At 39.4% G+C, this 20,420-nt stretch carries 14 protein-coding genes; 13 read left to right on the top strand and 1 reads right to left on the bottom strand.

The window, feature by feature from the left end; translation table 11 throughout:
* Positions 1-70 precede the first annotated feature (70 nt).
* The 7 genes from OVN23_RS06665 (at position 71) to yaaA (ending at position 8,798) form a co-directional block, all read left to right on the top strand.
* A complete protein-coding gene (locus OVN23_RS06665; RefSeq protein WP_240149615.1) occupies positions 71-1,504 on the top strand; it encodes a hypothetical protein in 1,434 nt (477 codons plus the stop codon).
* Position 1,505: 1 nt separating this feature from the next.
* Positions 1,506-2,477: a glycosyltransferase family 2 protein gene (locus tag OVN23_RS06660; protein WP_173253277.1), complete on the top strand. Its 972-nt coding sequence runs from the start codon at positions 1,506-1,508 to the stop codon at positions 2,475-2,477.
* Between the two features lie 234 nt (positions 2,478-2,711).
* Entirely contained in the window at positions 2,712-5,408 is a 2,697-nt protein-coding gene (locus tag OVN23_RS06655) for a cation-translocating P-type ATPase (RefSeq protein ID WP_267240869.1), read from the top strand.
* Between the two features lie 113 nt (positions 5,409-5,521).
* Positions 5,522-5,932 (top strand): peptide deformylase, encoded by a 411-nt coding sequence (locus tag OVN23_RS06650; protein WP_173234768.1) that lies wholly within the window; start codon positions 5,522-5,524, stop codon positions 5,930-5,932.
* A gap of 11 nt (positions 5,933-5,943) precedes the next feature.
* Positions 5,944-7,539 carry a hypothetical protein gene (locus tag OVN23_RS06645; RefSeq protein WP_267240868.1) on the top strand — a complete coding sequence of 532 codons (1,596 nt, stop codon included), beginning with the start codon at positions 5,944-5,946 and terminating at the stop codon, positions 7,537-7,539.
* A gap of 181 nt (positions 7,540-7,720) precedes the next feature.
* Positions 7,721-7,885, top strand: a complete 165-nt coding sequence (locus OVN23_RS06640; RefSeq protein WP_173234764.1) for a DUF3953 domain-containing protein — start codon at positions 7,721-7,723, stop codon at positions 7,883-7,885.
* Between the two features lie 184 nt (positions 7,886-8,069).
* Positions 8,070-8,798 carry a peroxide stress protein YaaA gene (yaaA, locus tag OVN23_RS06635; protein ID WP_267240867.1) on the top strand — a complete coding sequence of 243 codons (729 nt, stop codon included), beginning with the start codon at positions 8,070-8,072 and terminating at the stop codon, positions 8,796-8,798.
* A gap of 121 nt (positions 8,799-8,919) precedes the next feature.
* Here yaaA and OVN23_RS06630 read toward each other — a convergent pair whose 3' ends face one another.
* Positions 8,920-9,468, bottom strand: a complete 549-nt coding sequence (locus OVN23_RS06630) for an NADPH-dependent FMN reductase (protein WP_173274628.1) — start codon at positions 9,466-9,468, stop codon at positions 8,920-8,922.
* A gap of 427 nt (positions 9,469-9,895) precedes the next feature.
* Between OVN23_RS06630 and OVN23_RS06625 the strand changes: the two genes are divergently transcribed.
* The 6 genes from OVN23_RS06625 (at position 9,896) to OVN23_RS06600 (ending at position 20,318) form a co-directional block, all read left to right on the top strand.
* A complete protein-coding gene (locus OVN23_RS06625) occupies positions 9,896-11,092 on the top strand; it encodes an MFS transporter (RefSeq protein WP_267240866.1) in 1,197 nt (398 codons plus the stop codon).
* Positions 11,093-11,384: 292 nt separating this feature from the next.
* Positions 11,385-11,873, top strand: a complete 489-nt coding sequence (locus tag OVN23_RS06620; protein ID WP_049512551.1) for a DUF5590 domain-containing protein — start codon at positions 11,385-11,387, stop codon at positions 11,871-11,873.
* The gene (locus OVN23_RS06615; RefSeq protein WP_267240865.1) at positions 11,870-13,057 is read left to right on the top strand and encodes a pyridoxal phosphate-dependent aminotransferase; all 1,188 of its coding nucleotides are present in this window, start codon (positions 11,870-11,872) and stop codon (positions 13,055-13,057) included. The genes OVN23_RS06620 and OVN23_RS06615 overlap by 4 nt, the downstream gene beginning before the upstream one ends.
* Positions 13,050-13,415, top strand: coding sequence for a VOC family protein (locus OVN23_RS06610; RefSeq protein WP_267240864.1), 366 nt, complete (start codon positions 13,050-13,052; stop codon positions 13,413-13,415). The genes OVN23_RS06615 and OVN23_RS06610 overlap by 8 nt, the downstream gene beginning before the upstream one ends.
* 18 nt (positions 13,416-13,433) lie before the next feature.
* Positions 13,434-14,777: an asparagine--tRNA ligase gene (asnS, locus tag OVN23_RS06605; RefSeq protein WP_084923122.1), complete on the top strand. Its 1,344-nt coding sequence runs from the start codon at positions 13,434-13,436 to the stop codon at positions 14,775-14,777.
* 441 nt (positions 14,778-15,218) lie between these two features.
* A complete protein-coding gene (locus tag OVN23_RS06600; protein ID WP_267240863.1) occupies positions 15,219-20,318 on the top strand; it encodes a YSIRK-type signal peptide-containing protein in 5,100 nt (1,699 codons plus the stop codon).
* Positions 20,319-20,420 lie beyond the last annotated feature (102 nt).

Genomic DNA, 20,420 nt, shown 5'->3' with positions numbered 1-20,420 from the left:
AAAGCAGAAAATACTTTTTTTTTTAGGAAATATGATAGACTGATAAAGTGAAAAGTTGAGGTGAATAAAATTGAAAAAAATGAGTATTTTAGCGATGAGTATTTCTTTGCTCTTTACTGTTTTAGTCTGGTTCTCGATGGTAACAAATGTCAAACAAGGGATACCGTTTTCAGATGCTAGTATTTTTGAATATTTTGGGTATGCAATGAATCGAGGAGAATTGATGTATGCAAACCTATTTGATCATAAGGGGCCAGTCGTTTTTTTACTGAATTACCTAGGATATCTTATTGGTGGTGCGTTAGGAATTAAATTTTTATACCTATTTTGCACATTTCTATTCTTTATAGCTAGCTATAAGATTTCAAGGTTATTTACTGGAAATAAGCAAACAATTTTAACTTTAGCAATTATCTTTATAATTTATGAGTATTTTTTTGATGGCGGTTGGAGTTTAGAAGGTTTTATTTTACCTTTTTTGGCTTATTCATTATACATTTTTTTAAAACTGTTTATACAAAATGATTTCAGCAAAAATGATATCATAGCATCAGGTGCATTTTTCTCTATTGTATTTTTTACGAAAGCAAATATGATAGGGATTTGGCTTGTATTTTGTATTTATGTATTGATTGATTTCATACTTAAGAAAGCATACAGGGACTTGTTTTCTTTGATAGGATTATTTTTCGTTGGAATATTAATACCAACTATCCCTTTGTGCTTATATCTGTTATCAAAGGGCATCTTTATTGAAATGGTATACCAGTCGATTGGAATTAATTTTATTTATACTACAGAGTCTAATAACGTTTCGATGTATGAGATTATCAGATGGTACATTTCTCAAACAAATCTCTTAAGTCTTAATTTATTGATGTTATTTTCCTTGATACCACTGTGGAAGAAATTTGGAATAAAATCAATCTTCTATCATTTTGTTTTTATTGTTTGTTTACTTCTGGCTCTTATCTCAAAAAGAAGCTATGGTCATTACATTTTAGTAATGCTCCCGATTTTGATTCCATATATTTCCTATTTATTTCATAGCATATCCAAGAAAATGTCTTTTCAAGTATTTTTTGTCTTATTCTTAGGATTTATTATTGTATACCAGAATGATGTAAAATCCATCATGAAAAGTATGAATACAAGATATCTGAATAGATCTGAGAAACAGCAACGCGTTGCTAGCTATATAGAGAAAAATACGTCGATGGATGACCGAATTTATACACACCGTCAAAATGGAACAATTTATTTGTATAGTGAACGGCTAGCTAGTACAAAATTTTTCTTCATCCCAGCTGTGACAGATGATCGAGTTATTATTGATGAGTTTAAAAAATCTATACAAGAAAATCCTCCTATCTATATTGTATTTGATACTGAATGGGATTATGGTAAGAGGACTGACTCTTTTATTAAGGATTATATTAAAGTAAATTATCACTTAGAAAAACAGATTGATACAGCTATGATTTATAGAAAAGGAGGAGAATAGCATGAGCAGGAAAAAGCCAATTTTATATATAGTTATTCCATGTTATAATGAAGAGCAAGTCTTACCGTATACTAATCCAATGTTTGTTGAAAAAATTGAACAATTAGTAAAGAAAGAAGAAATACATCCCCATAGTAAAATCATGTATGTAAATAATGGTAGTAAGGATCAGACTTGGGAACTGATAGAAAGTTATGCTAAAACCATCCCTTCTGTAGTTGGCGTGTCACAAAGTCGTAATAGGGGGCATCAGAGTAGCGTTCTTGCAGGGATGTATGAGGCTATTCAGTTTGCTGATATTATCATTACCATTGATGCCGATGGACAAGATGATATTAACTGCATGGATAAGATGATTTCTGAGTATAAAAGTGGTTCTGAAATTGTCTATGGTGTACGTGATAACCGTGATACGGACTCTGCCTTTAAACGAATTACAGCCGAAGGGTTTTATAAGGTGTTACGCCTATTTGGAGCAGAAGTTGTTTTCAATCATGCCGACTATAGATTGGTATCAAAAAGATTTTTGCAGGAGTTAGAGAGGTTCCAAGAAGTTAATCTTTTTCTTCGTGGTTTAATGCCTTTAGTTGGTTTTAAATATTCTTACGTTTCATATAAGCGCCATGAACGAATTGCTGGTGAGAGCCACTATCCACTATCTAAAATGCTTGGTTTGGCTATGGATGGTATTACCAGTTTATCAATCAAACCGATTCGTTTGATTACAAGTCTTGGGGTCTTGACATCACTCTTTAGCTTTCTGTTGATTATTTGGGTTTTATGGAGTAAGTTTGCTGGTACGGTTGTGGCAGGCTGGGCAAGCACCTATGCAATAGTTAGCCTACTTGGTGGAGTACAATTGATTAGTTTGGGAGTAATTGGTGAGTATATTGGAAAGATTTACCTAGAAACGAAACGTCGTCCTAGATATATTATCAGTGAACGTACTTTTGATAAGGATAGAATTTTATAGAATCTTTACTCTTTGAAAATTTTTCAAAATTTGGTATAATAGTACTACTCAAGGGAGTAGCTGGCAGAAACCTGTGATAGTGTCGTCATTCCGAATTTTATACTGAAAAGTATGCTTTCCGGCACTATCTTAAACAGCGAGACTTGTTATGATTAACAGGTCTCTTTTTGTTTGTCGTGAAAAGATATGACAGAAAGAGAGTCTGTTTTGCACACAATGTCAAGGAGGAGACACATGTCAAAAGAACAAAAACGCCAAGCGTTTTATACTCAGAGTCCTGAAGAGGTCTTGCAGGCTGTGGATGCGACCGAGCAAGGTTTGTCATCAAGTGAGGCGGAAAAGCGCCTTGCCGAATTTGGCCACAATGAACTCGAAGAAGGCGAGAAACGATCAATCCTGGTCAAATTCATCGAGCAATTTAAGGATTTGATGATTATCATCCTAGTTGCGGCAGCAATCTTGTCAGTCGTGACTTCTGGTGGGGAAGATATCGCAGATGCCATTATCATCCTAGCCGTGGTTATCATCAATGCTGCCTTTGGTGTTTACCAAGAAGGGAAAGCAGAAGAAGCGATCGAAGCCCTCAAATCCATGTCTAGTCCAGCTGCCCGCGTTCTTCGTGATGGACATATGGCGGAGATTGATTCAAAAGAATTGGTGCCTGGAGACATCGTTGCCCTTGAAGCAGGTGATGTGGTACCAGCGGACCTACGTTTGCTAGAAGCCAACTCTCTTAAAATTGAAGAAGCTGCTCTGACAGGTGAGTCTGTGCCGGTTGAAAAAGACTTGACAGTCGAGCTTGCGACAGATGCTGGTATTGGTGACCGTGTCAACATGGCCTTCCAAAACTCAAATGTGACTTATGGTCGTGGTCTTGGTGTTGTTGTAAATACTGGTATGTACACGGAAGTTGGTCATATCGCTGGTATGCTTCAAGATGCGGATGAGACAGACACACCACTTAAACAAAACTTGAACAACCTTTCTAAGGTCTTGACCTATGCTATCTTGGTTATTGCACTTGTTACTTTTGTAGTTGGTGTTTTCATTCAAGGTAAAAATCCACTCGGTGAGTTGTTGACTTCTGTTGCCCTTGCCGTTGCAGCCATTCCAGAAGGACTTCCTGCTATCGTTACCATCGTTCTTTCCCTTGGTACTCAAGTTTTGGCCAAACGACATTCCATCGTTCGTAAGTTGCCAGCAGTAGAAACCCTTGGTTCAACAGAAATCATCGCTTCTGATAAGACTGGTACGCTGACTATGAACAAGATGACAGTCGAAAAAATCTTCTACGATGCAGTCCTACATGACTCAGCTGATGATATTGAACTGGGTCTTGAAATGCCATTACTTCGTTCAGTTGTCTTGGCCAACGATACGAAAATCGATGTGGAAGGCAACCTGATTGGTGATCCAACCGAAACAGCCTTTATCCAGTATGCCTTGGACAAGGGTTACGATGTCAAAGGTTTCTTAGAGAAGTATCCTCGTGTAGCTGAGTTGCCATTTGACTCTGACCGTAAGCTCATGTCAACGATTCACCCATTGCCAGATGGTCGTTTCCTTGTAGCAGTCAAGGGTGCGCCAGACCAACTCTTAAAACGCTGTGTTCTTCGTGATAAGGCTGGGGATATTGCTCCAATTGATGAGAAGGTTACAAACCTCATTCATACAAACAATTCTGAAATGGCTCATCAAGCCTTGCGTGTCCTTGCAGGTGCTTATAAGATTATCGATAGCATTCCAGAAAATCTCACTTCTGAAGAGCTTGAAAATGATTTAATCTTTACTGGTTTGATTGGAATGATTGACCCTGAACGTCCGGAAGCTGCTGAGGCTGTTTATGTGGCTAAGGAAGCTGGAATTCGTCCAATCATGATTACAGGTGACCATCAAGATACTGCAGAAGCTATTGCCAAACGTTTGGGAATCATTGATGCAAATGATACAGAAGGCCACGTTTTAACTGGTGCTGAGCTCAATGAACTGTCAGATGAAGACTTTGAAAAAGTAGTTGGTCAATACTCTGTTTATGCCCGTGTGTCTCCAGAGCACAAGGTTCGTATCGTAAAGGCTTGGCAAAAACAAGGCAAAGTCGTTGCCATGACAGGTGATGGGGTCAATGACGCGCCAGCTCTGAAAACAGCAGATATCGGTATCGGTATGGGAATCACTGGTACAGAGGTTTCTAAGGGGGCTTCTGACATGATTCTTGCAGATGATAACTTTGCGACTATCATCGTCGCAGTTGAAGAAGGACGTAAGGTATTCTCAAACATTCAAAAGACGATCCAGTACCTACTTTCTGCCAATACTGCTGAAGTATTAACCATCTTCCTATCAACCTTGTTTGGTTGGGATGTCTTGCAGCCAGTTCATCTTTTGTGGATCAACTTGGTAACCGATACCTTCCCAGCTATCGCTCTTGGTGTTGAACCTGCTGAGCCTGGTGTCATGAACCATAAACCACGTGGACGCAAGGCAAGCTTCTTCTCAGGCGGTGTTTTGAGTTCTATCATCTATCAAGGTGTACTCCAAGCAGCTATTGTTATGAGTGTTTATGGTCTTGCGATTGCTTACCCAGTTCATCTGGGTGATAATCATGCCATTCATGCAGATGCCCTTACTATGGCTTTTGCAACCCTTGGTTTGATTCAGCTCTTCCATGCATACAATGTGAAATCTGTTTATCAATCCATCTTGACAGTTGGCCCATTCAAGTCTAAGACTTTCAACTGGTCTATCTTGGTATCCTTCATCCTTCTTATGGCAACAATCGTCGTAGAACCGCTTGAAGGAATCTTCCACGTAACCAAACTAGACTTGTCTCAATGGGGAATTGTTATGGCTGGAAGCTTCTCAATGATTATCATTGTCGAAATTGTTAAGTTTGTTCAACGTAAACTCGGCTTTGACAAGAATGCGATATAAAAAAAGTCATCTTCGGATGACTTTTTGCTACAGTTGAGGGAAAGGGCTTGCAGTTATCGGCTTTTGTGCTATAATTGCTATAATATAGTAAAAAGTAAGAGGAGTGTGAGGAAGTGGAGAAGAAAATTGTAAAGGATATTTTGTTTTTATCTCAGGTGTCTCAGCCAGCAAGTCAGGAGGATCTGTATCTTGCCAGAGATTTGCAGGATACACTCTTAGCAAATCGTGAGACCTGTGTCGGTCTGGCTGCCAATATGATTGGGGTGCAGAAGCGCGTGATTATTTTTAATCTTGGCTTGGTTCCTGTGGTCATGTTTAACCCAGTGCTCCTGTCCTCTGAAGGACCTTATGAGACAGAAGAAGGATGTTTGTCCTTGGTAGGTGTGAGACCTACTAAGCGTTATGAAACCATAAGGGTTGCCTATCGTGACAGCAAGTGGCAGGAACAGACCATTACTTTGACAGGCTTCCCAGCCCAGATTTGCCAGCATGAACTGGATCACTTGGAAGGACGAATCATTTAGGAGGACAGCAAATGAAACGGATAATCTTTGAACTTATTTTTATCGCAACGACCTGGTATATCTTTTTACCTCCCCTTAACTTAACCAGCTGGGAATTTATCTTCTTCCTCTGTGGGCATTTGCTGCTTGTAGCAATCTTATTTGGCTTTGGCAAGGGGATAAACCTTGTCAAAACAGTTCATGTGCGCCACGGCAAGGCAGAAGCTGCCTTAAATCTTGAGGGTTTTAAAATCAATCGGTTAGGGAAAGTTCTTTTAGCTTCCATTGGAGGGATTCTTCTCTTGGCAGCCTTGGTTTCCTTGCTGACTTCCAGCATTTTTCAGGCTAAAAATTATGCCAATGTAGTCACGGTTACGGAAAAAGACTTTACTGAATTTCCTAAGACTGATACCAGTAAGGTTCCTATTCTAGATAGAAGTACTGCTGAGAAAATTGGTGACCGCTACTTGGGTTCCCTAACGGATAAGGTGTCGCAGTACGTAGCGGCAGATACCTATACCCAATTGACAATTGATGGGAAACCTTATCGAGTTACGCCACTAGAATATGCAGACCCTATCAAATGGTTTAACAATCAAGCCAAGGGAATCGGTGAGTATATCAAGGTGGATATGGTAACCGGGAATGCGGACTTGGTGGACTTGAAGACACCAATCAAGTATTCGGACTCGGAGTATTTTAACCGCGATGTCAAGCGTCACCTGCGCTTGAAGTACCCAACTAAAATCTTCAAGACTCCATCTTTTGAGGTGGACGATGAGGGCAATCCTTTCTATGTGGCTACAGTTTACCAAAAGCAATTTGGGCTTGCGGTTCCTCGTCCTGTTTCAGTCATTATCTTGGATGCCACAAATGGAGACACCAAGGAATACAGCTTGGCAGATGTTCCAGAATGGGTGGACAGGGTCTATCCAGCTGAGGAAACCATTGAGCAAATCAACTACAACGGCAAGTACAAGGATGGTTTCTGGAATGCTATGATTTCCAAGAAAAACGTGACCCAGACTACCAAGGGATATAATTATTTGTCTATCGGTAATGACATCTACCTCTACACAGGTGTGACATCGGCCAATGCAGATGAAAGTAATCTTGGTTTCATTCTTGAAAATATGCGAACAGGAGAAATCACTAAGTACAACTTGGCTTCTGCGACCGAAGAATCAGCCCGTGAATCAGCCGAAGGTGCTGTTCAGGAGAAATCCTACAAGGCAACCTTCCCAATCCTCATCAACCTCAATGACAAGCCTCTCTACATCATGGGCTTGAAGGACAATGCTGGTTTGGTCAAAGAGTATGCTTTGGTAGACGCAGTCGAGTACCAGAATGTCATCGTAGCTACTACAGTGGAAGAACTGCTCAGCAAGTACGCCAATAAAAACGACCTTGAAATTGATAATGAAACAACAGAAAGCATCAAGGGTGTGGTAGCAGACCTCAAATCAGCTGTTATCAAGGGCGACACCGTATACTTCTTTAAAGTTGATGGCAAGATATACAAGGTCAAGGCCTCTGTATCAGATGACCTCCCTTACCTTGAAAATGGTAAATCCTTCGAAGGTCAAGTAGGAAAAGACAATTATCTCAAGACCTTTAAAGTACAGTAATACTCTTCGAAAAATCTCTTCAAACCATGTCAGCTCTATCTGCAACCCCAAAACAGTGTTTTGAGCAGCCTGCGGCTAGCTTCCTAGTTTGCTCTTTGATTTTCATTGAGTATAAAAAATAGATTTTCTCAGAAAGTATATGTTATAATAAGGTAAATTAAGACTAATGGAGGACAAAGAAATGGGTTTTTATTTGATGGTTGCTTCAATGCTACTCGGACTGCTTGCTTTGAAGATAGGTTTTTCTCAGTTCAAGGAGAAAAAAGATAAATTCTTATCTATCCTAACAAGCTTGGCTGGTCTAGTCCTTGTTCTCGTGGCTGTCTGGTTAGGATGGCCCAAATAAATAGAGGAGCCTCGGTTAAACCGAGGTTTTTCATACTCTTCGAAAATCAAATTCAAACCACGTCAGCTTCACCTTGCCGTACTCAAGTACAGCCTGCGGCTATCTTCCTAGTTTGCTCTTTGATTTTCATTGAGTATCAGATGAATTTCTTGGTTGTGGCTAAAAAATATGCTACACTATCAATATGAAAATTTTAATCCCAACAGCAAAAGAAATGAACACAGATTTGCCAAGTATTGAAGCCGCTCCTTTAAAACTAGAAAGTCAGGCCGTGCTGGATGCCTTGGCTCTCTATTCTGCTAGTCAATTGGAGAGTTTTTACAAGGTATCAGCTGAGAAGGCGGCGGAAGAATTTCAAAATATCCAAGCTTTGAAAAGGCAAACTGCTCAACACTACCCAGCCTTGAAACTTTTTGATGGGCTTATGTATCGCCATATCAAGAGAGATAAGATGACCGAAGTAGAACAAGCCTATCTTGAAAATCATGTCTTCATTACCTCGGCCTTGTACGGTGTTGTTCCAGCCTTGTCACCTATGGCTCCTCACCGTTTGGATTTTTTGATGAAGTTAAAAGTCGCTGGTAAGACTTTGAAGAGCCATTGGAAGGCAGCCTATGATGAAGCTGTGAAGCAGGAAGAAGTGATTTTCTCTCTCTTGTCGTCCGAGTTTGAGACTGTATTTTCTAAGGAAATCAGAGAAAAAATGGTGACCTTCAAATTCATGGAGGATAGAGGTGGTCAGCTGAAGATTCATTCAACTATTTCCAAGAAAGCGCGTGGTGCCTTCCTGACAGCCCTGATAGAAAATCAAGTACAAACGGTGGAGGAAGCTCGTCGCTTAAGCTTTGCAGGATTTAACTACCGAGAAGATTTGTCACAGCCACAGGAATTGGTTTTTGTAAAGGAAGTATGAAAAGATATTTTGTATTGGACAATATGTATCATCAGCTATTTTAGTTTATAAATGAAAAAAAGCGAACAAGCTAGACTTCTGAGTGTCAGAGAAGTAGTCTTGTTCGCTTTTATTATGTTAGTTACTTGATAGCATTGACCAAGTCTTGAGCTTGTTTTTCAAGGGAGTTTAGGACTGTTTCTTCAAGAACCAATTTTCCGTCTGCCCAGGCAGAGTCATTGACACGTGCAGCGGTAAAGTCGCCAACGACTTGCGTACGGATAAATGGCAAGAGGTCTTTATAGATAGCGAAGAGTTGATCGTGACCTGCATTGGCTACAGATGATACGGTGACAAACTTGTCTTGAAGAGCAGAAGCGCCACGTGTATCAGATAAGTCAAGGGCACGAGATAGCCAGTCAAGCAAGTTTTTCACTGTTCCAGGGATAGAGAAGTTGTAGACTGGAGAGAAAATCCAGATGGCATCCGCAGCGAGAACTGCTTCACGAGCAGCAGCTACAGCTGGATGTGTTGGAACTTCCAAATCTTGGCTGAAGAGAGGAAGAGCTGAATAATCAAGGTAGCTAACTTCTGCTTTACCAGCAAGTGCTTTCTCAGCTTCGAGAGCCATTTGGTGGTTGAAAGAACCTTGACGTAGTGATCCGACGATGAATAATACTTTTTTAGACATGATGTGTCTCCTTTTTCTTAAATTCTCGAGAACTTTCTCGTTGTTATGAAATATATTACAACAAAACAAAAGGACTTGCAAGAAATTTGCTCAGAGTTTATTTGAAAATTATAAAATTACAGAAGCTCTGGTCAGTTGCCACTGGAAAAGTAAGAACTGTTTTTTGGATTCTGGTTTGCTTTGAAGGAAGAAATAAAGTGCGATTGTTCCTATATTCTCTTGTAATATGATGACATAAGTGCTAAAATAAACAAGAAAACTCGCAATAGAAACCGCAGAACAGCTATTTTCCGGTATCATTTCATAAATCATTAAAGGAACAATAATGGCATTGAAGATGCTTCTAAAAAGGGGTGGAGATCATGTAAGGCAAAGATTAACAAGTGACGGACAAAAGAAATAATAATACACTTGTTAAGGAGAAAAGATGTTAATAAGAAATTATCGGAAAAATATTGGCCTGATGGCCGGAGTTGAGTTTTTTGCATTTCTAGGGATTACCAGTTTTTGGATTCTCTTTCTCAGTCAAAACGGAATGTCTCTTTGGCAGATTGGACTTCTGGAGAGTATTTTTCATACGACCAGTCTTCTCTGTGAAATTCCATCTGGAATGTTAGCTGACCGCTATTCCTATAAGACCAACCTTTATTTAAGTCGAATAGCAGGGATTCTGTCTTCTATTCTTATGTTGGCTGGACAGGGAAATTTTTGGATTTATGCACTAGCGATGGCGGTAAGTGCCTTGTCTTATAATTTTGATTCAGGCACAAGCGCAGCAATGGTCTATGACTCGGCTGTAGAGGCTGGGCTAAAGGAGCACTATTTATCCATTTCGAGCTTTATGTCAGGAGTGTCAGAAGGAACTCGGTCTTTGGGGACAGTGTTGGCGGGATTTTTTGTCCATGGCCAATTGCACCTGACCTACTATATCATGATTGCGACTTCTATCATAGTTCTTTTCCTGATTTGGATGCTGAAAGAACCTAGTGTCAAGCTAGAAAAAGCTGATAGTGTGACCATGAAACAGATTATTTGGACCGTTAAGGATGAGTTGAAGCGAAATCCCATGCTTTTCAACTGGATGATTTTGTCTCAGATTGTCGGAGTACTCATGTGCATGTTTTATTTTTACTATCAAAATCAGTTACCAGATTTAAGTAGTTGGCAAATTTCAGCAGTTATGCTACTTGGTAGTCTCTTGAATATCGTCGCAGTCTATCTAGCGAGTAAGATTGGAAAGAACTATGCTGCCTTGAAGCTTTTCCCTGTCCTCGTCCTGCTGACTGGAGTTACCTACCTGCTGTCCTACTTTGGAACACCTCTAATCTATATTTTGATTTATTTGATTAGTAATGCTCTATATGCTCTTTTTCAGCCGATTTTTGATAATGATTTGCAAGAGCGGCTCCCAAGTGAAGTAAGGGCAACCATGCTGAGTGTCTACTCTATGATGTTTAGCCTCAGTATGATTGTGTTCTTCCCACTGACAGGCTGGTTGATTGACAATTTAGGCTTTGTAGTAACATTTCTTTATCTAGGATTCTTTTTAGTCATGATTAGCCTTCTACTGCCTATATTTTTAGGAAAATTGGCTAAAAGAATGGATGATACAGTGATTTTATAAAGTAAAAGAACTTACGAAAACTTGAGTGTCAAGCTCAGGTTTTTTAATAGGTTGATTTTGGAGCTGTCTTTACTTTTCTTGCTCGGTTTTAAATAGGAAAAACCTGTTTGCTTTGAAGGAAGAAATAGAATTGGTTTCTTATACTCAATGAAAATCAAAGAGCAAACTAGGAAGCAAGCCGCAGACAGTACTTGGGTACGGCAAGGCGACGCTGACAAAGTTTGAATTGGATTTTCGCAGAGTATTCTTATATTCACTTGTAATAAAGCTTAATAGATGGTAAAATAGACGAGTGAAAAAAAGACAAAACAAAGCAAAAAATAATCTACTGTGGCAGTATGGTCTAGGGATGACGATTTTGTTTGTGGTTATCAGTGCTTCCTTTCTGTATCTAGTGTTTCTGAGTATGAAACCTTATCAAACAGCTAAAAGTGAAGGAGAAAAATTAGCTCAGCAGTATGCAGGATTAGAGCAGGCTGATCAGGTTGACTTATACAATGGCTTGGAATCCTATTATAGCGTTCTTGGTCGTAATAAAAAACAAGAAGCACTTGCTGTCCTGATTGGAAAAGATGACCATAAGATTTACGTTTATCAGCTAAATCAAGGTGTTTCACAAGAAAAAGCAGAAGCGGTTTCTAAGGAAAAAGGAGCTGGCGAGATTGACAAAATTACCTTTGGCCGTTATCAAGACAAACCAATCTGGGAAGTCAAGTCAGGATCTGATTTTTATCTAGTAGATTTTGAAACAGGAGCATTGGTCAATAAGGAGGGCCTATGAAACTATCCAATCGTGTTTTAGAAATGGAAGAAAGTGTGACTCTGGCTAGTGATGCAAGAGCAAAGAAGTTAAAGGCTGAAGGAAAAGATGTACTTTTCTTAACTTTAGGTCAGCCCGATTTCCATACTCCCAAAAATATTCAAGATGCAGCAGTTAAAGCTATTCGAGAAGGACAGGCTTCCTTCTATACAGTAGCTTCAGGTCTACCAGAATTAAAAGCTGCGGTGAATACCTACTTCGAGCGCTACTATGGCTATTCTGTCGCAAGTAACGAGGTTGCCTTTGCTACAGGTGCCAAGTTCTCCCTCTATACTTTCTTTATGGCTGTGGTCAATCCAGGTGATGAAGTCATCATCCCAACCCCATACTGGGTTAGCTATGGAGACCAGGTCAAGATGGCAGAAGGCGTTCCCGTCTTTGTTCCTGCTAAGGAAGACAATCACTTTAAGGTGACCGTAGAGCAGTTGGAAGCAGCTCGTACTGACAAGACCAAGGTTTTGGTGCTGAATTCGCCATCCAATCCGACAGGTATGATCTATACTCGTGAAGAATTACTAGCTATCGGAAATTGGGCAGTTGAGCATGACATTCTGATTTTAGCAGATGATATATACGGCCGCCTTGTTTATAATGGAAATGAATTTGTTCCAATCTCAAGTCTATCAGAAGCAATTCGTAAGCAAACCATTGTTATCAACGGTGTATCTAAGGCTTATGCCATGACGGGTTGGCGGGTAGGTTATGCAGTGGGTGATCCAGAACTCATTGCTGCTATGAGCAAATTGACAGGTCAAACAACTTCTAACCTAACTGCTGTTTCACAATATGCAACCATCGAAGCCCTAACTGGACCGCAAGATTCTGTGGAAGTTATGCGTCAAGCATTTGAAGAACGTCTCAATACCATCTATCCACTCTTGTGTGAAGTCCCTGGTTTTGAAGTTGTCAAACCACAAGGAGCTTTCTATCTCTTTCCAAATGTCAAAAAAGCTATGGAGATGAAAGGTTATAGCGATGTAACAGCATTTACGACGGCTATTCTTGAAGAAGTTGGTCTAGCCTTGATTACAGGAGCAGGATTCGGAGCGCCAGAAAATGTCCGCCTCAGCTATGCGACAGACCTAGACACGCTTAAAGAAGCAGTTAAACGCTTGAAAGCATTTATGGGTAGTGAGAATGATTGATCATTTTGAAATTAAGGTAAAGGATTTACAAATTTCAGAAGGATTTTATAGGAGTTTTCTCGCTCCTTTGGGCTATAAATTGGCTTTTAAGACCACTTCTCTAATCAGTTTTCTTGCCCCAAACAGCCCTCATCCTGGTGGTGATTTTTGGCTGGCTCAGGGGAAGCAAAATCCTATTCACTTTGCTTTTTTAGCAGAAAATAAGGAAGAGGTTCAAGCTTGTTATGAGGCTGGTTTAGAGGCAGGTGGGCGAGACAATGGAGCTCCTGGTTATCGCAGTGAGCAACCGATTTACTACGCTGCTTTTGTGGTTGACCCAGATGGGAACAGTATAGAAGTAGTTTGCCATAAAGAATAAAAAAGAAAAGGAAAAATAATGACAAAACGTGTAACGATTATCGATGTAAAAGACTATGTTGGTCAAGAAGTGACGATTGGTGCTTGGGTTGCCAACAAATCAGGAAAAGGGAAAATCGCCTTCTTGCAATTGCGTGATGGAACAGCCTTCTTCCAAGGTGTGGCCTTTAAACCAAACTTTGTAGAAAAATATGGTGAAGAAGTAGGACTTGAAAAGTTTGATGTCATCAAACGATTGAGCCAAGAAACTTCTGTTTATGTGACAGGAATTGTCAAAGAAGACGAACGTTCTAAATTCGGTTATGAATTGGACATTACAGACATCGAAGTGATTGGTGAATCTCAAGACTACCCAATCACACCAAAAGAACACGGAACAGACTTCTTGATGGACAACCGTCACTTGTGGCTCCGTTCTCGTAAGCAAGTAGCGGTGATGCAAATCCGTAACGCTATCATCTATGCAACATATGAGTTCTTTGACAAGAACGGCTTCATGAAGTTTGATAGCCCAATCCTTTCAGGAAATGCAGCGGAAGACTCAACTGAACTCTTTGAAACGGACTACTTTGGAACGCCAGCCTACTTGAGCCAATCAGGTCAGCTTTACCTAGAAGCAGGTGCGATGGCTCTTGGTCGTGTCTTTGACTTTGGTCCAGTATTCCGTGCTGAAAAATCAAAAACACGCCGTCACTTGACTGAGTTCTGGATGATGGATGCTGAGTACTCATACTTGACACACGATGAGTCGCTTGACTTGCAAGAAGCTTATGTAAAAGCTCTTCTTCAAGGTGTTCTTGACCGTGCTCCTCAAGCCCTGGAAACATTGGAACGTGATACAGAACTCTTGAAACGATACATTGCAGAGCCATTCAAACGCATTACTTACGATCAAGCCATTGACCTCTTGCAAGAGCATGAGAATGATGAAGACGCTGACTACGAACATCTTGAGCATGGTGATGACTTTGGTTCACCACACGAAACGTGGATTTCAAACCACTTTGGTGTGCCAACCTTTGTCATGAACTATCCAGCAGCAATCAAGGCCTTCTACATGAAACCAGTTCCTGGAAATCCAGAGCGCGTGCTTTGTGCAGACTTGCTTGCTCCAGAAGGCTATGGAGAAATCATCGGTGGATCTATGCGTGAGGAAGATTACGATGCCCTTGTCGCTAAGATGGATGAACTTGGTATGGATCGTACAGAGTATGAATTCTACCTTGACCTTCGTAAATACGGTACAGTTCCACACGGAGGATTTGGTATCGGTATTGAACGTATGGTAACCTTTGCAGCAGGAACAAAACACATCCGTGAAGCTATCCCATTCCCACGTATGTTGCACCGTATCAAACCGTAAGAATAGGAAACGCCCATTGTGGCGTTTTTTTCTATAGAAAGCTCTGGAAACGAAAGGAAATATTATTAGGTATAGTGGATTGAAATAAGACAAAAGCGGGTTTTTGCCCAGCCTTTAGTGCTCTTAGAGTTCGAGTCATAGCTAATCTTCTGAATGTTTTAACAAATAATACTCTTCGAAAATCTCTTCAAACCACGTCAGCGTCGCCTTGCCGTACTCAAGTACAGCTTGCGGCTAGCTTCCTAGTTTGCTCTTTGACTTTCATTGAGTATAAGACGAAAATTTTAGATTTTTAGTTACGTCATAATGTTTGATTTGTAGATAAAAAAAGAGTATAATAAATTAAGCCCGTTTAAAATATGCTAAGATATTTTAGGGGGGGCTTTTTATTTGCCTTCTCAAAACATATTAACAGATAATCATTACAAAAGGAGTGTAGCAATGTTTAATAATAAAGGCGTACATGCTCGTTCACAAGTGGAAAAATTTACACGTTATAGCATTCGTAAGGTTAGTTTTGGGGTAGCTAGTGTAGCTGTAGCTACAGGATTGTTTTTCTTAGGTGGGGGCAACGTTCAAGCTAATTCTCCAGTAGTTCCAGCTAGACCAGAAGTAGGTGCTGAAGGAGGAGTACAGGGAGAGAGTGAATCGCTCTCACTTTCAAAAGTGAATGACAATACACTAGCTAGTGAAAGTTCGACAGACTCAGAAATGGAACCGGCGGTATCAGTTCCAGAGGTGCCAGCAACTGTGGAACCACAACCAGAAACAGCAATTGAAGCGTCAGAAGTTACAAAGGTTGATACAAGCAAATTGGGAGTTGCTATTGCTCGTATGCAATCAGCTCTTGAAAAAGCAGGCGTATCTGAAAAGACTGCCGCAACCATCGAAAATGCTAAGGAAGAACTAGCTAAGGCTCAAACCTTCCTATCAAATGAAAAAGCAACACAAGAAGAAGTAGATAAAGCTACGCGAGAATTAAAAAACAAAGCTTTCGTTATTGAAAGTATGCCAAAAGCAGAAAAGAAGGAAGCAAACAATAATCAAGACTCGCGTAATGGACAAGTGATTCCTGGAAACGGGGAAAGTGGGTTTAGAGAGGCTACAGGTGCTCAAGAAACTCCGCTTGCAGATGTAGCAAGAGTATCAGATGATGAACTGACAAAAGCTAAACAAGAATTACAAGGTGAAATTACAAAACTTACGGCTAAAATCTCTACTGAGGAAGCAAAGGGAGAGGGTGAGATAGATAAAGAATTTGTTGAACTTTTGAACACGATTAAGACTAAGTCAGAAACTATTTATAACGTAGAAATAGCTAGTCTAACAACTGAAAAAGAAAAGCATGCTGCTCTCCAAAAGCTAAAAGCTCAAAAAGATACTCTTCGTTATTATCAATCAGGTAAAGTTGATTGGGGTGCACCAATCAATAATAATGCTGTTAGATTTGGGAATAATAATGAAACAGGTGTTTTTGCAAATTTAAAGGAAGGTTTTGGTGAACAGAACTTCTCTAGTGCTATTAGTAAACAAAAAGATAGTGGGGATCAACAATTAGGTCCAGATACTAATAGTCCGAATGTTGGTTCAGCTACATATCATTGGAAGGAACTAGAACTTACCAGAGAACAGGCAGCAGATGGCACCAAGCTAAATGGTTGGAAATTAACAAATAATACAGAAAAGGTGACTCTAGTAAAAGGAGAATCCCCTACCAATATCACCCCTAAACCTAACCAAACCTACACTCCGAAATCTGCTAAGCTATATAGCAATAATGATAAAGTAACAGCCACTGGTGGACAAAATAGACCTAATGCAGGTGGTGGTATGTTATCTGGGTTAATTTCTGCAGAGGACATGAAAAAAGTGGGATTAGGAAGGGTTGATAGAGACTATTACTTAGAGTTAGGGAAGAAAGGTAATGGAATTTATCGAGATGTGGATGTTAACCCTAACTCTCTGCTCTTTGTGAATGTTTTACATAATGGAGCTTATGGACCACTTGCTCTACCATCAGAAGGAGAAAATGTTAAATTAACAATAGTAGATGCTTATACTGGTCAAAAACTAACGGAATTGAAGCGTAAAAGTGGAAATTCACAAACGGAGTTTGAGCAAAATCCTGGCAGTGTCGGAAATGGTTGGCGAAATTTACTTCGTGCTGTCCATATCCCAGAGGGAACCACAAAAGTTCGTGTGATTGTTGAAGCAGGAAGTCCAGGACAAACCAACAAAACACTTGGCAATAACCCTATCGAAGATGGTTATATCATTGGAGGTATCGGGATTGCTACAGGTCCAGCCGTTAATATTTCAACTAATATCACTAGTGAAAAGAAATCTGGGAAATATGGGTTTACCGATGATGCTATATATGGTAAAAAACAAACAGGAACAATTGATTTAAACATACGAAACTTAGGTGGAGCGTCTATCACTGGATTCCAAACAAAATATAAAGTAACGATTAAAGTACCGAAAGGTGTTGTACTTGGCTCACTAGGTACGCCAAGTGGTAGGCTAGATTTGAATACTGCTAACGGACAGTCTGCTTGGGAACTAAATAATACATGGACAAGTGATTTTAGATTTGATAAAATTAAGTCAGAGCTAAGTTTTCTTGTTGATTCTTCAAAAAGAGGGATTATAGCTGGAGATAATCGTAAATCAGACTTTATTGTTAAAATTCCATTTGAAACAACAGCAGATTATGTGGGTAGTTCTACCTTTGAAGTTTCAGGTCAAAATGGATTTCCAGGAGATGATAGTTTGGGAAATGTTCTCCATAGATATGGAAATAATGATTCCAATTTTTATGATGTTTCAGAAAATGTCAATGCTCCAAGTCTTAAATATTCAAATGAACCGAACTACAAATATAAAAAGACCTTGTATATCGATTCATTTACTGATGTTGATAAAATCACTGTTCCAGTCGGAACTAGTTTAGATAAGATCAAGGAGCTATCTAAATCAAAAGCGAAAGAAACGATTGAATCAGAAGAATACAAGAGAAAACTGGATGAAACTAATGCTACGGCTACTCTAGATGATCAAGGAATGTCTACGGGAGTTGTTGCTACTGACGTAGCGAAAGAGAATGCCGGTGTTATAAAAGTGCCAGTAGTTCATAGTCGAGATGGAAAAAATTATAAAAATACTGTAGATATCGAAGTTAGTGTTGTAAAATCAACTACAGATAAGTTAGTAGTATTTGAAGGTGATAAGATTACAAATGAAGAGGTTAAATCTTCAGTTAAGCCTGCTACTATTGATAATAATCTAGGGGTAGTAAATAATCCTAACGAAGCAGATGTGATTAATACAACAGGAAAAGCTGGGGAAGCAGGACTTAAGATTTCTACAACTGTCACACATGAAATAAATGGTACAAACATTAATGAAACTGTTGAAGTTCCAGTAACTGTCTTACCAAAAGCAACTGGTGAAGTAGAAGTACACAAAGGAGCATCAGTAGATAAAGTAAAAGAAGTTGCTAAAACAAAAGCGACAGAAGTAGCAACATCAGATGATTTCAAGGCTAAATTACCAGAAGGTTTTAAAGATGTAGTGGTTGGTGAGATTACAGAAGAAGTTTTAGCAAAAATCACCGCAGAAACAGGAACAAAAAGAGGGACAGTAAAAGTTCCAGTAACTTACACAGTAGATGGCGTTGAATATACAAAAGATGCTGAAATTACTGTAAACGTTAAAGGTTCTGAAACTAAATCTGTCTACGTTGTAGAAGGTCAAAAACCAGATCCAGCTAAAGTAAAAGAAGCAGTTACACCAGGTAAAGGTGGAACAGTACAAGATCCAACGGATGCGAATTTACCAGATACAACAGGAAAAGTTGGAGCAACAGACGTAGTAGTACCAACTACAGTTAAATATTTAACTGGAGATGAAACTGTAAATGTCCCTGTAACAGTATTACCAAAACCAGAACCAAAAGGCATTATAGTCTTAAATGGTACATCAAACGAGAAATTAATCGATGCGATTCGCGAAAATGTTAATAAAGCAATTACTGGACTCACAAATGTGCCTGAAGGGGTAACTCCATTTGTAACAGATGATGCCATTGTTACTCCGAAAACGGATCAAAATGGGCAACAAACTCCAGTTACTGTTACAGTTAAATACAGAGATAAGGCTACTGGACAAATCATCGATGATATTTCTGTGAATGTGGATGTTCCAGTAAATGTAGTTGGTTCAACTCCAAAATCTAAAGTTGTATTTGAGGGAGATGAATTGACTGCTAAGGATATAACTGATGCTGTCACTCCAGGGGAAAATGGAACCAAAGGCGAGCCTAAAGATTTAGCTAAAGATATTACAGCTAAATCAGGTGTCAAAGAAGTGACTGTGCCGGTGACTTATACGGATCAAAATGGAGAAACTTTAACAGAACCAGTAAAAGTTAAAGTAACAGTTCTTCCAAAACCAACACCAAAAGGAATTTTTGTTGCCAAAGATAGCGATAAGGAGAAAGCAAAAGAAAAAGCTCTTGCTAAAGCGAAAGAAGCTATCACAGACGATACTTTCAAAGGAAAACTTCCAGAAAATGTTACTAATGTAAGTATTGATGATAATGTAGACAATCCAGATTTATCAGATGATACGGATGTAAATGTGACTGTGAAATATACGGTAGACGGGGAAGAAAAAAGAACGGTTGTTAAAGTCCCTGTAACTGTTGTAGAGGGTGTTCCTCAAATAGTTCCAGTGGATGAAAACAATAAACAACCAAATCCAGAAAACAGTATTGATAAAACGGAATACCCAGAGGGTTCAACATTTGAGTATAAAACTCCTGTAGATACCACAACCCCAGGTGAAAAAGATGTAGTCGTTGTTGCTAAAGACGGAGATGACACACTTGTTGAAGTACCAGCTAAAGTTAAAGTAGTGGAAGGAAAAGAACAAGTGGTATCTAAAGGTGTAGTGCCAAATCCTGAGAAGAATATCAATCCATCTGATTATCCAGAAGGTGTGGTATTTGAATATAAAGATAATCCAGACACAAGTACAACTGGAGATAAAAAAGTTATTGTTGTTGTTAAGCGAGGGGATAAAGTCTTGGTGGAAGTACCAGCAATTGTTACAGTTGTTGAACAAAATCTAACACCGTCACCATTAACTCCAAACGTTAAAATAGTGACTCGTTTTATTGATGAAAATGGTAAAGATATTTCAACATCAGAGGAAGGTGTAAAAAAACCTAAAGTTGTTGAAGGATATGAGTTTACAAAAACTACGATAGATGAAAATGGCAATAAAGTTCATCATTATAAGAGAGTGGTGACACCGCAACATTTTGATACAGAAGTTCCTGAAACTCCGTCTCAGCACTCCCAATCGGCTCAACCAAGCACTCCAAGCCAACCTGCTGTTCCAACACCTAAATATGTTGATGGTCAAAAAGAATTGCCTAACACAGGTACAGAAGCTAACGCTAGCCTCGCAGCGCTTGGACTTCTTGGAGTCCTAGGTGGATTTGGACTTCTTGCTCTCAAGAAAAAAGAAGACTAAAAACTCATAGTTTTTGAGAAGATGATTCGTCATCTTCTTTTTTTATTTAGGTGTTTTTACTTGCGTAAAAAAATTTTTTCTAGTATAATAGTTTATTGTGAG

This window comes from Streptococcus sp. Marseille-Q6488 (assembly GCF_946902925.1).
Lineage (GTDB): Bacteria > Bacillota > Bacilli > Lactobacillales > Streptococcaceae > Streptococcus.
Note: the sequence above shows the minus strand (reverse complement) of the source record. Positions and strands in the feature narration are given on the sequence as shown.

Coding starts and splice junctions, on each gene's coding strand:
- OVN23_RS06660 (WP_173253277.1), top strand. CDS start 1,506: ATGAGCAGGAAAAAGCCAATTTTATATATAGTTATTCCATGTTATAAT.
- OVN23_RS06655 (WP_267240869.1), top strand. CDS start 2,712: ATGTCAAAAGAACAAAAACGCCAAGCGTTTTATACTCAGAGTCCTGAA.
- OVN23_RS06645 (WP_267240868.1), top strand. CDS start 5,944: ATGAAACGGATAATCTTTGAACTTATTTTTATCGCAACGACCTGGTAT.
- OVN23_RS06640 (WP_173234764.1), top strand. CDS start 7,721: ATGGGTTTTTATTTGATGGTTGCTTCAATGCTACTCGGACTGCTTGCT.
- yaaA (WP_267240867.1), top strand. CDS start 8,070: ATGAAAATTTTAATCCCAACAGCAAAAGAAATGAACACAGATTTGCCA.
- OVN23_RS06630 (WP_173274628.1), bottom strand. CDS start 9,468: ATGTCTAAAAAAGTATTATTCATCGTCGGATCACTACGTCAAGGTTCT.
- OVN23_RS06625 (WP_267240866.1), top strand. CDS start 9,896: ATGTTAATAAGAAATTATCGGAAAAATATTGGCCTGATGGCCGGAGTT.
- OVN23_RS06615 (WP_267240865.1), top strand. CDS start 11,870: ATGAAACTATCCAATCGTGTTTTAGAAATGGAAGAAAGTGTGACTCTG.
- OVN23_RS06610 (WP_267240864.1), top strand. CDS start 13,050: ATGATTGATCATTTTGAAATTAAGGTAAAGGATTTACAAATTTCAGAA.
- asnS (WP_084923122.1), top strand. CDS start 13,434: ATGACAAAACGTGTAACGATTATCGATGTAAAAGACTATGTTGGTCAA.
- OVN23_RS06600 (WP_267240863.1), top strand. CDS start 15,219: ATGTTTAATAATAAAGGCGTACATGCTCGTTCACAAGTGGAAAAATTT.